Raw genomic sequence first — 16,047 nt, forward strand, 5'->3', positions numbered from 1 at the left:
GTTAATACAGCTACTCGCCCTATTTTTAAACTTTCTAAAGTCAATTAAACAACAACAAAATTACGTATGAAAAAAATCTTAATTGCGCTGCTTTTGGGCTTTGCGCTTATTATTGTCTCTTGTAGTGGCAATAAACGAGAAGGAGAACCTAAGGTATTGGTATTCTCTAAAACTATGGGCTTTAAACATGGATCAATACCAGCAGGAGTTGCCGCTCTGCAAAAGCTAGGAGTTGAAAACGGGTTTGCGGTAGACACTACCAAAAATGCAGAGTTATTTACAGATGAAAATCTAAAACAGTATTCTTCGGTAATCTTTTTAAGTACGACCGGTAATGTTTTGGATCAATACCAAGAGGCTGCTTTTGAACGCTACATTCAAGCAGGTGGTGGGTATGTGGGTATACATGCTGCTGCAGATACCGAATATGATTGGGGTTGGTACAATGACTTAGTGGGAGCACAATTTTTGAGTCACCCTAGTGGTACGCCTACTGCTGACTTTATAATTAAGGACAAGAATTTTAAGGCAACTGAGTTTTTTACCGATACTGTGTGGAACAGAACAGATGAGTTGTACAATTACAAAAACATTAATCTAGATGTAAATGTAGTAATGACCTTAGACGAAACTTCATACAAAGGTGGCGAGAACGGTGATTTTCACCCAATAGCTTGGTATCATAATTTTGATGGAGGACGTGCATTTTATACGGGTGGCGGCCATACTGATGAAAGCTATTCTGAAGAATTATTTTTAAAGCATCTTTTAGGTGGTATACAATATGCCATAGGTGAAAACTTGATTTTAGACTATTCTAAAGTAAGGTCTCAAATACCACCAGACGCCGATCGGTTTGCAAAAGTAACCTTAAGTGAGGGGCAGTTTTTTGAACCTACCGAAATGACCGTACTGCCTAACGGAAATGTATTGGTGGCACAGCGTAGAGGAGAGGTAATGTTATATAATGAAGAAAAGAATGAGCTTAATGAAGTATTGAAGCTAGACGTATATAGCAAAACCTTAAACACGCCGGGAGTAAATGCGGAAGAAGGTTTAATGGGATTGCAAAAAGACCCGGATTTTGTAAACAATCATTGGATCTACCTATACTATGCACCAACAGGAGATAAGTGGGTAAATCGTTTGTCAAGATTCAAATTTGAAAATGGTAAGTTCAATGAAAGTTCTGAGCAAGTAATAATGGAAGTGGACAGTCAAAGAGAAATTTGTTGTCATACCGGTGGTTCAATTGCATTTGGTCCAGAGGGGCTATTATATCTTTCAACAGGAGATAATACCACACCGTTTAATGAAAAGGGAGTAAAATATGTGCATAATGGTTTTGGACCTATGAACGATATTCCAGGTCATGAGCAGTATGATGCTCGTCGTTCTTCAGGAAACACGAATGATTTACGTGGTAAAATCTTAAGAATAAAGGTTAAGGAAGATGGTACATACGATATTCCTGATGGAAATTTATTTCCGGTAGGTACGGCTAAGACCAGACCTGAAATCTACACAATGGGGCATAGAAACCCGTACAGAATTTCTGTAGATATGAAAAGAGGATATGTATACTGGGGTGATGTTGGACCAGATGCCAGAGCCGATAGTTTAGGTACTAGAGGTCCAAGAGGATACGACGAAATGAACCAAGCTAAAAAAGCAGGTAATTTTGGTTGGCCTATGTTTATTGGTGATAACTATCCATATAACGAGTATAATTATGAAACAGGTGAAACTGGTCCTGAATATGATCCGGAAAATCCTATAAATAATTCTCGAAACAATACGGGATTAACAAAACTACCACCGGCAATGCCAGCCTATGTGTACTATCCTTATGATGATTCTCAAGCTTTTCCCCAGACAACAACAGGTGGAAGAAATGCTATGGCTGGTCCTACGTATTATTCAGATATGTTTCAGGGAGATGAGAAATTGCCAAGTTATTATGATGGTAAGGTAATTATCTATGATTGGATGCGTGGTTGGATGTTCGCCGTACATTTAGATAAAAACGGAGATTTCAGTAAAATGGAACCCTTTGCTCCAGAAGTTAAGGTCAACAACTTAATAGATATGGAAGTAGGTCCTAAGGGTAAAATCTATCTGTTGGAATACGGAAGTGGATGGTTCTCTAAAAATGCGAATTCTGCTTTAGGTTATATTGAATTTAATGGTGGTAATAGACCACCATTGATCCATAAAGTGACTGTTAATGAAACAGCAGGTAAAACTCCGTTAACGGTAAACGCAACAGTAGAGGCAAGTGATCGCGAAGATGATACTATAACGTATATATGGGATTTTGGAAACGGTGATACTAAAGAAACTACAGCACCAAATGTTAGCTACAGTTATGCAGATGCCGGTGTTTATAAGTTGAAAGTAACCGTTGCAGATGATAAAGGCGAAGAGGCAATTAGTGAAAGCACCAGTATAGTAACAGGTAACTCCAGACCAGAAGTTGCTATTTCTTTGGGCGGCGGTACACCTGCTTTCTATTTACCGGGTCAGAAAATAACATATGATGTAACTGTTACGGATCCAGACGGCACTGAAATTAATCCGAGCAATATCTTTGTTAGCGTTGATTATTTAGAAGGAATGGATAAGGTAGCTATGAATTTGGGCCATCTACAAGTTTCTGCAGCCGTAACAGGTAAAGCTTTAACGCAGGCTATGGATTGTAAAACATGTCATAAAGAGGCAGAAGCTTCTATTGGACCAAATTACAAGGAAGTGGCGGCAAAGTATAAAGAACGTGGCGATGCTTTAACCTACTTACAGGGTAAGATGGTAACCGGTGGTTCAGGAGTTTGGGGAGAGGTAACTATGCCTGCTCACCCAAATATTACATCAGATGAAACTAGACAGATTGGTTTGTATATTCTTTCCTTGAACGGAGATGATAAAAAAGAAAAATCCTTACCGGCTAAAGGTACTATTACAGCAGCGTCTTCTGCACCAGGTAATATGTTGGTGATTACGGCTAGTTATACAGATGCAGGAGCAGAAGGGACCATTCCGCTTACAGGTTCAAAATCTGTTGTTATTCCAAGTAGTACGATTAAGTTTAATGATAAAATAAAATTGGACGGAATGCAGGCAATGGAATATGGAGGAATGGATATACTACTGATTAATAAATCTAATGGATGGTTTATGTTAGAAAACATGTCATTAAAAGGAGTGAAGTCGGTTTCTTTAACAGCAGGATGGCAAGAAGCGCCGGACATGTTTTTTGATTTTGAAGTTCGTGAGAATACGATTGACGGACCAGTGGTGGGCAAAGGAAAACTAACGGCGCAACCAAAAGGTTCTCAAGGGACCCAAATTACGATTCCATTTACCGGGACAATTTCTGGTGACGGACCATACTATGTAACGTTTAATGGGGAAGAGGGCAAAGAGCTTTCTCAGGTAGCATTAACAGGTGCTATTTTTAAATAGCGGTTGATTACCTATAACTTAAAAGCCCGCTATTTAGCGGGCTTTTCTATTTTTAACAAGAGAATAATATTATTTTAATTTCTCACTGATCAGTGCTCCAATTTGCATTAGTAGATCCATTTCGGCTTCGGTAAAATCATAGGGCACGGGTTTAGCAATACCGATTGTTCCATATAAAGTTTCATTATGTATTAACGGGGCAGCTAATGAACCTTCTACTTTAGTATCTTTTGCCGAGGGTCTTGCCACGCCAGAGTCATCAGTCTGTAAATTACACATTTCAACAGGTTTTCTACGTTCTGCCGCAATACCTGCCATACCTTTTCCAATAGGAATAGTGGTTAATTTTGGAATTAAAAAATCTGGAATACCAACTTGCGTTTGAAGTTGTAGTAAAGAAGCACCATCTAAAAAGTGTAAAGTACCCGTAGAGCAATCAAAATGCGCTAGCGTTGCTTTTAAAAGATGATCCCAGTTGGGAGTATCTTTTATTAATTCAGTCTGTATAGTTGCTAAAATTTCTTTTGGGTTGTTCATTAAATTATCTTAATAGGTGCCAAAATAGCTTTGTATTGGCACTAAGTTATTTAATGTTAAAGGTACGTTTAATCTTTTTTTTTTAACAATCTACATTATACTATATTGTCTTTATTGGGCATTTCTCTATAGGCATAATATGCCAGAACAGCATAGATAGCTTTCTCTATTGCAATTCTTATTGGATATAATTCTTCGCCTAAAGACGCATCAATGGAACGCAGCTGCATATAGTAATTACTGATAAGCGGATAATTCTTATGAGTTGAAATAAATGCCTTGGCGTTATTAAACGCTTCGGTTTTTTGTTCCTTAATAGGTTTACAAGTAACTAGGGTAGGAGTATTGTTTTTATGAAGCATGGCAGAAAACCCAAATAATCTACAAATAAGTCCGCGGTGTGCATATTCTGAGCAAAAGCCTTTAGACCCAGGAGCTATTACCTTATTTAAAACAGGGCAGCTTTTGTTCTCAGTATTATTTTGTAATTTCTCTAACCACTCATCTGTTTCGCCATTAATGAAAAGGTGGTAGGCTAGTGGTAAAAATTCTAACGCAGTAGCGTTGATGTCCGGTTTTAAACAACATAGACCGCAATTGGCTACACAGCTAAGTCCTGTAGATTGTTGAAAGGAGCCCAACTCCTTATTCAATTGGTTGAAAATACGATCTACCGCTTGAACTTTTTGATATATGGTCACTTATATGTTTAAGGTTACACGAAGGTAGTCTATGTTTTCATAGGTCAAACAGATAAAAAATATTTTAATAGCGTCTGGTGAAAACAAATGGTGTTGTTAAGGGTAATATACTGAAATTTAAAATTATAAAGTAAAGTATAGCTTAATGCTTGGAGGTTTTAAGATGTAAAGGTTGTTGGAGGCTTCTAGGTTTGATTTCAAAGCCAATAACACCTAAAACTTGTTCTTCTTCGGTGAGTACTTGTACCTCCCATTCACCAAGAGTAACATTGGTTTTATACGTATAACCTCTATAGCCCCCATCTCTACCACCAGTAATATCGTATCCAATATCATCAACGGTTTCCCACTCTTTGGTCTGGCTATTATACCTACGCCATCTATGAAAAATGGATTTCTTTAGATCTGTAGGGGCGAAAATTGAAGAAAAAATATACACACGTTGGTTGGGGGAATAATTAAAATCAAGTTTGTGTTTACGCCAAAAAATAAAAGATTCCTCAGACTCATAGGTGACCTCGTAATTACCGTTTCTTTGAATGACTTCATGAGCCACTATTCCTTTGTCCAATGCCAAAGGTACGGGCGGAATTAATTTTAGGAAATAGAATAGATTAATAATACCGTAAATGGCAATGATGATAAAAACCATTTTAGCTAATTTGATTTCCTTTCTGGTACTGGGGCTTTTAGTATAAATAATGCTAAGGAGCACTAAGGTGCTGACTAAACTAGCAGCTCCTGATATAAGGAATATGGTGGTGTTTAATTCCTTTAGGAAAACAGGAATCATAAACGTAAAAAAAGTAAAACTAATAAAGTAATAAACTCCAAATTGAAGGTACTTATTAGAAATTCGTTTTTTTAAAAATTCATTAGCAATCAGCAGTAATACAAGAATAATAAAGAACGATGCTGTTTTGGACAAAGAAACACTTCTAGAAAAATAGATAACATAAGCACTAGATAATCCGCCAAAAAAGAATTGAATAGCCAGAGGTAGGTATTCTTCATATCTTTCTAGAAAAGTATTCTTCCATGTGCCATCATCCGCTAAATTATAGAGATATAATGAAATGGATAGCGAGGTCATATGCAGACATAGAACAGTTAAGTCGTACGTACGGTCAATACGGCCTAGGGTTAAGGTATCAAAAATGAAACCTCCAATAAAGAATACTATTGGCGCATATTTAGAGTGCCTTCTAATAAAACTTCTGAAGGCACTTTTCTGATATCTAGCAAGCGTTCTTTTCATCAATAACTATTCATAACAGTACAAAAGTAGCAGATTGAATAGCATAGCGTTAATCCTAAATGATAAATGTTGAACACTATAAATCAATTGTTTATGAGTTATATTTTGTTTTTAGATTCAATGTAGTAATTTGGGTCTACTTGTAAGGAACCTAAGCTTCCGGTTATTTTCTTAGTTTGCCATTTGCTAGTAGGTTCTATCCAAATTGGGGTATCATTGACATATACTTTAACAGGCATAGTAAAATCATCTACCGTATTGGAAAAACGATACATTAGTTTATTTCCTTTCAGCTTATAATCAAAAACGGGAATCTTTGTAGTTCGTAGATATTGATTAAAGAAAGGTTTTAAATCTCGCTTCATTTCTAATGCTATAAAGCGTTCAATTTGTTCAGTTGTTACAGTTTTGTGGTAGAATTCTGAATTAAGCCTACGTAAAATTGTTCTCCATTTACGATCATCATTTACCACTTGGCGTAATGTATGAAGTATATTGGCACCTTTGTAATACATGTCTCTACTACCTTCATGGTTTACATTGTAAGTACCAATTATAGGCTTATCATTTTTAATATTTTTCCTAACTCCCTGTACATATTCATTTGCAGCTTCTGTGCCGTAATGATAATCTAAAAATAAATTTTCAGAGTAGCTGGTGAATCCTTCGTGAACCCACATATCTGCGGCATCTTTGTAAGTGATGTTATTGGCAAACCATTCATGACCGGCTTCATGAATGATAATAAAATCGAACTTTAAGCCCCAACCGGTACCGGATACATCTCTACCTAAATACCCTTTTTGATATTGATTACCATACGTAACGGAACTTTGATGTTCCATTCCTAAATAAGGAACTTCTACCAATTTAAAAGAATCTTCATAAAATGGGTAGGGACCAAACCAATGTTCAAACGCTTCCATCATTTTTGGAGCATCTATAAAGTGTTCTTTTGCTTTGTCTAGATTATCTTTTAATACATAATAATCCATATCCAGTCCTCCTTTTTCTCCTTGGTATATCTCGTTGAAATGCACGTAATCTCCTATATTTACGTTAACACCGTAATTGTTAATGGGGTTAGAAACAAACCAATTGTAGGTATTGCTTTCTTTTTCCACACTTCTAAGACGCCCATTAGAGATATTCATTAATCCTTTAGGTGCTTTTACACTTATTAACATACTATCTACCTCATCATACATATGATCTTTATTAGGCCACCAAACACTAGCGCCCAGACCTTGGCAAGAAGTAGCAACAAAGTCTTTACCATTTTCATCTTTTTTCCATGAAAACCCTCCGTCCCAAGGAGCTTTTACTCCTTCTTTTGGGTGTCCGGAATAGGTTACAACAACCTCATTGAAATCACCTACGTTTTGAGGTTTTGTCAACTGTATAAAATGTGCATTTATATTATTTACAACTTTTAATTCTTGACCATCTTGCGTTACTTTTTCTATAGTTAAAGGGGGCTGCAGATCCACCTGTAAAACTTGATGTGGTTCCAATACCTTATAACGTATGGTATTGCTACCACTAATAAACTTATCATTGGGATCTACCTCAATATCTAGATGATAATAGTTTAAATCCCACCATTCGCGTTCAGGTGTAATACTACCTCTAAGGGTATCTTGTTCAGTAAAGGTTTGGGCATGGGAAACTGAACATACTATTAGAACCAATGCTACTGCTAATTTTTTCATTTGTATTTTATTTAAAGTTTACCTGAAAATTCCGTTTGGAAAAACAACCGGACTCTCAAATCCGTTTTCGCCAACTGTAGAAATTCCAAAGAAGAAGTTGTCTATAACTATGCCTTTTAAAAGGAATTCAGAAACATTGCCAACATACCTACTATAATCCCAAGTAGGGGAAGTTGTATCTCTCCAGTATATTTTATATCCTTTTGCACCTTTCACCTTGTTCCACTGAAATCTGGCTGCTGGTTCAACAATACCACCAATTTTAACGGTAGTTGGAGCAGGTGGAGCCCATGCAATAGAAGCTAAGTTAATGGCATTCACAGCCGTTAATTTTGCAGCATATTCAAAATTTACATGTTCTAGCACATCGCCATAGGCAATACCATTTTCAACACGAATATCTTGATGTTGTTGTGTGTAGTTTTCATGTGCTTCCATAATACGAATACCAGGAAAACCTGCATCGTTAAAAGGTCGGTGATGCCCACCACGACCAAAACGATCCAAACGATAGATCATCATTGGGTTCATTTCTGGCATATACTGTTTTACATTTTTATGAACGTAGCGTGCCAATTGCCTGGATACACCATCAACTTCACCGCCATAAAAACGTCTTGCTTTGCGTTGTTCCTCTGTTTCTGTTGGTGGTACAGGTTCAGAGAATATTCTAAAATCAACATTACTAATGGTTCCGTCAACTCCAGTAATATTACCGATCATGTCATTATTGAAAATACCAATGACCTCCCAGCCTTTATCTTTAGCATATTGTGCAATACCGCCACCACCAAAAAGACCCTGTTCTTCACCGGAGAGCCCCATATAAATGATACTGTTCTCGAATTTATATTTAGAAAGTACCCGCGCAGCTTCCAGCGTACCTGCCATACCGCTGGCATTATCATTTGCACCGGGAGAATCAGCAGTAAAATTATTAGGATCACTGACACGAGAATCAATATCTCCACTCATAATAATATAGCGATTAGGGTATGTTGTTCCTTTTTGAACAGCTAGCACATTAACCACTTCAACATCTTTTACAATACGGTCGTTTGCACCTTTTTTAACTACGTCTTTTTGAAAGAAAACATCTAGACAACCTTTGCAATCAATAGATGTTTTTTCGAATTCATTTTTGATCCATCGTCTTGCCGCACCAATACCCCTTGTAGTAGAAACCGTATCACTAAGGGTATGCCTAGTTCCAAAATTGGCAAGCTTGGTAATATCGTTTTCAATGCGTTCGGCAGAAACGGCATCTATAATATCATAAATGCGTTGATCGGTTTGTGCTGTTAAAGTTATCGCTGAGGTTAGTAAAGTGAACAGTAAAACATATTTCATATTATTTTTTTTGATGAGTAGTGTACGTATGGGAATTTGGTCTAAAATTAAGTAAAATATAGGGCTGACCATAATTTCGCCTATTAAAGTGTATGCGTGTAGGTCAATATTTTTAATAGAGCCTAACTACTTTATTACTTTTTTAAATAAAAACCTAATTTTAAATGCTAGGTATCCTTTTCTTTTTAATCAGTAAATAATACAAAGCCAATAGTGGTCCTATAGCTAGAGGAATAAACAAAAAGGGTGTAGGTATAATTGTTTGAAGTATGCCTAGCAATTGAATACTGATAATGGTTAAAGCAAAACCAATACAATTTACTAGTGTAAGAGCTGTTCCTTTCAATTCAGAAGAAACCGATGAAGCAATTAAATTTGAGAACTGAGGAGAATCTGCGGTAACCGCAATTCCCCATATACACCAAGTGGCTAAGAAAAGATATTTAGGAAGTAAAAATAGTAGCGGTGATATTAAGCATAGGAATCCGGATGCCAGTAGGGCTATAAGTGCTACTCTCTTACTACTTAAACGTTCAGAGAGTATACCGCCATAGGCACATGATACTCCTCCAAGCGCAATTACGATTCCCGACCAAAGCGAGACCGAGATATGGTTCCCTGTTTGTATGGCAAACCATTGTATAGCAACTGGTGTGAACGCCCAAAAGGCATAAAGTTCCCACATATGGCCAAAATACCCGAATGCCGCCTTTTTAAATTCAAAATTTTTAAAAAGTACCGGTCCGGCATTTAAATTTAATGTAGTACTTGCTACTCTGAACGGACCATTTGGTACGAGTAAGAAGAGTGATAGTCCGCCCAACGCGGTAATACCGGATGTTAGCTTTATAACACTATCTGGGTGATTGGCTAATGGGCTTCCTTTAATTAAAAAAGGAAAAGCGGTGCCAAGAACTAATGCTCCTACTAGATAGCCTAATGCTTTTCCTAACCCTTTTTCATAATAATCTGCTGCTATTTTCATACCCACAGGATAAATACCCGCTAAAAAGAAGCCGGTGCTAAATCTGGTAATTAATAAACTATTTATGCTCAACTGCGGATATATTAATGCTAAGTTAGATATGGAAGCTAGAAAGGCACAAATCATAAATACCTTGGCTGGTGAAAAGCGATCGGCAATCATAAGTACACCAAAAATTAATGTCCCGATGATAAATCCGAATTGAACGGATGAAATTACATAACTTATAATATCAGGACCAAGGTCTAATTTTTTGGTTAATGATTCTATAATGGCATTTCCTGCAAACCAGGTAGAGGTGCAGGCAAATTGAGATAGAATGATAATTGGGAGAATATGTAGCTTTTGTTTCAATAGATAATAAAAATAACCAGATTCTAATAATTGTACATTAGAATCTGGTTGGTTGATCTATTTTTTGTCGGCAAATCTTTTTAAAATTTCACGAACATTTTTTGTGTTATCAACAAAATATCGCGCCTGCGTTTTTTGACGCCCAACTTTTACGGTAATTGCATCTTCAGGAAGTTCTTGAAACATAAATTCATCTGTCCAGTCATCACCAATAGCGAAAACAAAATCGTACTCCTGTTCCGTATACACGCGCATAGAAGCTCTTCCCTTATTTACGTTGCTACTTTTTATTTCCATTACTTTATTGCCATTTAAAACACTTAGGTCATCATTAGCAATGAGGCTGGTCAATACAGTATTTAATTCAACAGAACGTTTTTGGCCAAAATCAGGATCTGTTTTTCTGTAATGCCAAGCCAAAGAGTAATTTTTTTCTTCTATAAAGCTACCAGGAGTACGGTCTACAAAAGATTCCAATACGGGTAGAATTTTCTCCATCCAGTCTTTCTTTACGGTTTCTAACATTCTAAATTCTTCGCCACCTTGAGAGATCCACACGCCATGTTCAACGATCATGTTATATTTTTTTGGTAAAAACCACTTGGTAAAGGTTTCTTTATCACGTCCGCTAATTAAATACATATCTGTATTTGGCTGTGCAGAAATGGCATCTAAAAGTTGATACAATTCTTCATCTGGAGCAGCCTTTTGTGGGTCATTGTGAAAGCCGGCCAATGTGCCATCATAATCTAAAAATACTAATTTACGCTTGGCATTTTTATAACTACCTACAACCGTATTCATGAGGTTGGCCGATAGTTTTTTAGACCGGTATGTTTGATCTTTTTCTTTTTGCCCCACCAAGGAGTTCATGAAATCATTTGCCCATTTTTCTACGTTATAGCGTTCCAGTCGCTTTTGCAATAAGGTGTTTCTAGAAATTTGCTCTTCTTTAGGCATGTTGATAGCCTCGTAAAGGGAATCTGCTATTTGTTCAAAATTATTAGGGTTAATCAACAGCGACTCGTTCATTTCATTGGCAGATCCAGCCATTTCACTAAGGATCAGTACTCCCGTTTTATCTGTTCTTGTAGCAATATATTCTTTGGCCACCAAATTCATACCATCTCTAATAGGTGTTAACCAAGCAATATCAGAAGAAGTATAGAGGTCAATAAGATTATCAAAAGGCATTGATCTGTAGAAATACCAAATAGGTGTCCAACTAACGGTAGATAATTCTCCATTAATACGACCAACCAACTCATCTACCTCACGTTTTAGCAATTGATATTGCGGTACGTTAGATCGTGAAGGCACGGCAAGAATAATAAGTCTTACTTTCTCTTTGTATTGAGGGTATTTGTTTAGGAAATACTCAAAGGCTTTCAAGCGTTTTGCAATTCCTTTAGTGTAATCTAGGCGGTCAATGGATAAAAAGAATTTGGCATCTGGCGCTGATTTCTTATGGGTATCCAGTCTTTTTTGTAGTTCAGATTTTTCATCTTCGGTACGTTGGGAATGTTCTTTGGCTGCGGTGCTGAATTTTTTATAATCGATTCCCATAGGAAAAGAGTCTACCTTTATCACCCTATCTTCTAAATAGATGTCATTGAAACTAACTTCTAAGCCCAATAATCTACGTACAGAGCTTAAAAAGTGACGCTCATAATCATAGGTGTGAAAACCGATCAAATCTGAGCCTAACAACCCTTGCAACACTTCTCTACGCCATGGTAAAGTTCTAAATATTTCATAGGAAGGAAAAGGAATATGTAAAAAGAAACCAATAGAAATATCTGGTCTTTCTGCACGTACCATTTGTGGTACTAACATTAATTGGTAATCATGGATCCAAATAGTATCATCATTATCGGCTTTGGCAAGAATGGCATCGGCAAATTTTTGATTTACTGCTTTATATATTTCCCAACTCTCTAATTCAAATTCAGAATATTCTAAAAAGTAATGGAAGAGTGGCCATACGGTTCTATTGCTAAAGCCGTAGTAAAAACCATCTACCTCTTTTTCTGTTAAGTTAACTTTAGAGGAGCCGTGTTCTTTGAGTGCGGTATCAATTTTTGGTATTAATTCTTCTGGTATTTCTTCATCTGTTAATCCGCTCCAACCTATCCAAAGGCTATCTCCGCCAGAGTGAACAGATTTCATTCCAGTAGCCAATCCACCAACACTTGGTACTGCAGTAATGTCACCATTATTAATTTGTAATTGTACAGGTAGTCTATTTGAGATAATGATAGTTTTTGCCATAAAAGAGGTTTTTTTGCTACTTTTTGATAATTATTTCTCTAAATTTCGGGAAAAAGGAGGCCAATACCAATTGAAACCTCATATGAATCAAGATTTTTATTGAATGGATAATTTAGACTACGGAATAATAGGAAATTGCAGAAGCGCAGCATTAATTTCAAAGACGGGAAGCATTGACTGGTGTTGTTTACCAGAATTTGATAGTCCTTCGGTTTTTGCCAAATTATTAGATGATGAAATTGGGGGCAGTTTTGAAATTAACGTTGATGCTAGCTATGAAATCACCCAGAAATACGAGCAGAATACCAGTATTTTAATTACTTCTTTTAAAGCGGGTATTGATCATTTTGAAATTCATGATTTTATGCCGAGATACCGCAAAGAGGAGAAAAAATATCATTCTCCGCCAGAATTGGTGCGCTATTTCAAGTATATATCCGGCAAACCGAAGTTTTCAGTATTGTATGATCCAAAGTTGGAGTATGCGATGGGAAAAACAGAAACCTTTATTAAAAAGGACTTTATTGCCAGCCTTACCCATGATATTAAGTTTGATACTGTTTTCTTGTATACATCCTTTAATAAGGAATCTATTGTAAATAGCGATGAAGTTGAGCTCACCGAAGATGGGTTTATGCTTATGGGCTACAATGAGAAGTTGTTGTTGCCAACGACAGAAAGAGCTTATTTGGAATTGCAGAATACAAGAGTGTATTGGTTGAATTGGTCTAATTTAACACCGACATATAAAAAATTTAACGAAGAAATTTCTAGAAGTGCATTAACTCTTAAGTTGTTGACATACGATAAAACAGGAGCCGTATTGGCTGCAGCTACCACCTCATTGCCAGAAACCATTGGTGAAGTTCGTAATTGGGATTATCGTTTCTGTTGGATCCGTGATGCATCTATGGTGATAAAAGTAGTATCAGAACTTGGGCACAAGAATGTTGCAAGACGCTATCTACAGTTTATTATTGATTTGATCCCGGATAAGGCAGAGAAACTTCAGATCATGTACGGTATTAATAAAGAGAAGAAGCTCACCGAAGAAACGCTAGAACATTTATCTGGTTATAAAGGGTCTAAACCGGTTAGAATAGGTAATGCGGCCTATCACCAAAAGCAGAATGATATCTATGGTATTCTTATGGATGTGATTTATGAGCAGATGGTAAAGTTTAGCATTGATATAGAAAATGGTGAAGATTTATGGACGATTACCAAAGGTATTGTATGGATCGTGAGTAATAATTGGAAGGATGCCGATAAGGGTATCTGGGAATTTCGTACGGAAGATCGGCATTTTACCTTCTCAAAAGTGTTATGTTGGACAGCCTTGGATCGAGCTATTAAAGTAGCTGAAATGCTTGGTAAAAAACATAAAATTGAGAAGTGGGAGCCAATTAGAGCTGAAATCTGGAAAGATATTTATGATAATGCTTGGAATGAAGAAGTAGGAGCATATACACAATCATATGGTTCAAAAGAGCTAGATGCCTCTGTCTTATTAATGGAATCTTATGGATGTGTTAAAGCTAAAGATGAGCGTTACATAAAAACCGTTAATGCAATAGGAAAAGAATTAAGTAATGACGGGTTACTGTACCGTTATAAAAATGAAGATGATTTCGGTTTACCATCATCATCGTTTACGGTATGTACATTTTGGTACATCAATAGCTTGTTCAAGATAGGAGAACGTAAGAAAGCACTGGAGTATTTTGAACGGTTATTAAGTTATAGCAATCATTTAGGTCTATTTAGTGAAGATATTGATTTTAAGACCAAAAGACTACTGGGTAACTTTCCTCAAGCGTATTCACATTTAGCATTGATAGAGTGTGCTATCAACTTCTCTAAAAAAGATAGTGAAGATGAAATGTTAGAATCATTAAGAGAATGATGGTTTAGTTATATAAGATTTAACTTTAGCGATCAAGGCTTTAAAATGTAGCGCTGTAGTAAACGGGTTCATAATAGTAATTCGCAAATAGTGTTTTCCTTTTAGCTTTGTTTGTACTATATAAAATTCGCCATCTTCTAATAGAAATTGGCGAATTTTTATATTTAACGCATTTATTTCCTCTTCATTTAAATTTGGAGATACGTATCTAAAGCATACGATATTGGACATGGGTTGTAATGCCAGTTCAAAATTTTGGGCTTCATTAATTAAATTGGCAAATAGCGTACCCATATCGTAGAGTTGGGTAACATTGGCATCAAAAACGTCTTCTCCATATAGTTTTAAAAGGGTAAACCAGTGTATGGCCATCATGTTTTTTGTGCATTCAAAAGTGCGTTTACCAGAGTTGTACCAATCTTCATGCTCAGAATCTGACAATAAGTAATCTGCTTTCTGACTGAAAGTAGTTTTCGCGTGTACTTCATTTTTAAAAAGTAGGGCAGTGGTTAATGCCGGCATCATCATCATTTTATGTCCGTCTATCACAACTGAGTCCGCTTGTTCAATACCTTTTAAAGTGTACCTGTATTTTTTGGAGAAAATTCCCGCTCCGCCATGGGCACCATCAACATGAAACCAAATACGGTGTTTTTTGGCAAACTCACCTATGACCTTAAGATCATCAAAAATTCCGGTCGCAGTTGAAGGAGCACTACCAATGATGGCAAATATTTCAATTCCTTGTTCTTCTGCTTCTTTGAACTTGGTTTCTAGCACAGAGGTGTTCATACTAAAACCTTTGGTAACGGGTATTTTAATGATACCATTTTCTCCCAAGCCCATAATTCTAGCAGCACGATCAACGCAATAATGCGCTTCTTCACTCACCATAATACCCAATTGATTTTGGTTACCTTCATTCCAAATATCTTTTTTTGTAATTGCTTTTCTAGCACTTAATAGAGCGGTTAGGTTTGCTAAGGTTCCACCAGAAGTTAAGAATCCACCAGATTGGTCATCAAAACCGATTTTCTTGCATATAAGAGCTATAATAATACGTTCAATGGCGTTAGAGGACATGCCCATTTCATACACTGCAGTCCCGTTATTTAATAGTGCACTTAATGTACTTGATAATGCGGTTATTGGCGCTGGCGGACTCACTTGATGACCCATGTAATGCGGGTGATGAATATGTGTAGTTCTTTTGGTAATTTCTTTGAACAAATCTTTACTGTCCCCATGAATTAAAAAATCATTCCAGAATTCTAGTTCCTTTTCAGGTTCGTTCCAGTTAATAGCATTAGGGGTAGATGCCTTTAGCTTATCTTCTAGATGTGAAGTCAATTGATCAATTAATAGGTAACCGTTCAACTTAAAATCGGAAATTTTGTAAACCTGTTCTAGTATTTTCTTATGCATGGTTTAAAAGTAGTTGCAATATGGATGTTTACCAAACAAAAAAACCGCCCCAATTGGGACGGTTTAATATTCAAGTTACCAAACAA

General features: G+C 36.5%; 10 protein-coding genes. 2 read left to right on the forward strand and 8 right to left on the reverse strand.

Features of this window, described 5'->3' with window-relative positions; all coding sequences use genetic code 11:
* The first annotated feature begins 66 nt into the window (after positions 1–66).
* Complete coding sequence (locus BW936_RS08735) at positions 67–3,462, forward strand: ThuA domain-containing protein (protein WP_076548022.1); 3,396 nt, start codon at positions 67–69, stop codon at positions 3,460–3,462.
* Between the two features lie 69 nt (positions 3,463–3,531).
* Here BW936_RS08735 and BW936_RS08740 read toward each other — a convergent pair whose 3' ends face one another.
* The 7 genes from BW936_RS08740 to BW936_RS08770 all read right to left on the reverse strand — a co-directional run bounded on the left by BW936_RS08740 (position 3,532) and on the right by BW936_RS08770 (position 12,630).
* On the reverse strand, positions 3,532–3,999 hold the full coding sequence (locus BW936_RS08740; RefSeq protein ID WP_084182036.1) for a GAF domain-containing protein: 468 nt from the start codon (positions 3,997–3,999) through the stop codon (positions 3,532–3,534).
* 95 nt (positions 4,000–4,094) lie between these two features.
* On the reverse strand, positions 4,095–4,700 hold the full coding sequence (locus BW936_RS08745; protein WP_076548023.1) for a YkgJ family cysteine cluster protein: 606 nt from the start codon (positions 4,698–4,700) through the stop codon (positions 4,095–4,097).
* Positions 4,701–4,842: 142 nt separating this feature from the next.
* Entirely contained in the window at positions 4,843–5,958 is a 1,116-nt protein-coding gene (locus tag BW936_RS08750) for a DUF2914 domain-containing protein (protein WP_076548024.1), read from the reverse strand.
* Between the two features lie 98 nt (positions 5,959–6,056).
* Positions 6,057–7,670 carry a M1 family metallopeptidase gene (locus BW936_RS08755; protein ID WP_076548025.1) on the reverse strand — a complete coding sequence of 538 codons (1,614 nt, stop codon included), beginning with the start codon at positions 7,668–7,670 and terminating at the stop codon, positions 6,057–6,059.
* An 18-nt stretch (positions 7,671–7,688) separates the two neighbouring features.
* Complete coding sequence (locus BW936_RS08760) at positions 7,689–9,020, reverse strand: M28 family peptidase (RefSeq protein ID WP_076548385.1); 1,332 nt, start codon at positions 9,018–9,020, stop codon at positions 7,689–7,691.
* A 160-nt stretch (positions 9,021–9,180) separates the two neighbouring features.
* Entirely contained in the window at positions 9,181–10,359 is a 1,179-nt protein-coding gene (locus BW936_RS08765) for an MFS transporter (RefSeq protein WP_076548026.1), read from the reverse strand.
* A 57-nt stretch (positions 10,360–10,416) separates the two neighbouring features.
* Positions 10,417–12,630: a bifunctional alpha,alpha-trehalose-phosphate synthase (UDP-forming)/trehalose-phosphatase gene (locus tag BW936_RS08770; RefSeq protein WP_076548027.1), complete on the reverse strand. Its 2,214-nt coding sequence runs from the start codon at positions 12,628–12,630 to the stop codon at positions 10,417–10,419.
* 103 nt (positions 12,631–12,733) lie between these two features.
* On the opposite strand from BW936_RS08770, the gene BW936_RS08775 reads away from it, so the two are divergent.
* The gene (locus BW936_RS08775) at positions 12,734–14,536 is read left to right on the forward strand and encodes a glycoside hydrolase family 15 protein (protein WP_076548028.1); all 1,803 of its coding nucleotides are present in this window, start codon (positions 12,734–12,736) and stop codon (positions 14,534–14,536) included.
* On the opposite strand, the gene BW936_RS08780 is transcribed toward BW936_RS08775, so the two are convergent.
* Complete coding sequence (locus tag BW936_RS08780) at positions 14,525–15,961, reverse strand: pyridoxal phosphate-dependent decarboxylase family protein (protein ID WP_076548029.1); 1,437 nt, start codon at positions 15,959–15,961, stop codon at positions 14,525–14,527. The two genes, BW936_RS08775 and BW936_RS08780, sit on opposite strands and share 12 nt — an antisense overlap.
* Positions 15,962–16,047 lie beyond the last annotated feature (86 nt).

The sequence above is a fragment of the Maribacter ulvicola genome (assembly GCF_900155985.1).
GTDB lineage: Bacteria > Bacteroidota > Bacteroidia > Flavobacteriales > Flavobacteriaceae > Maribacter > Maribacter ulvicola.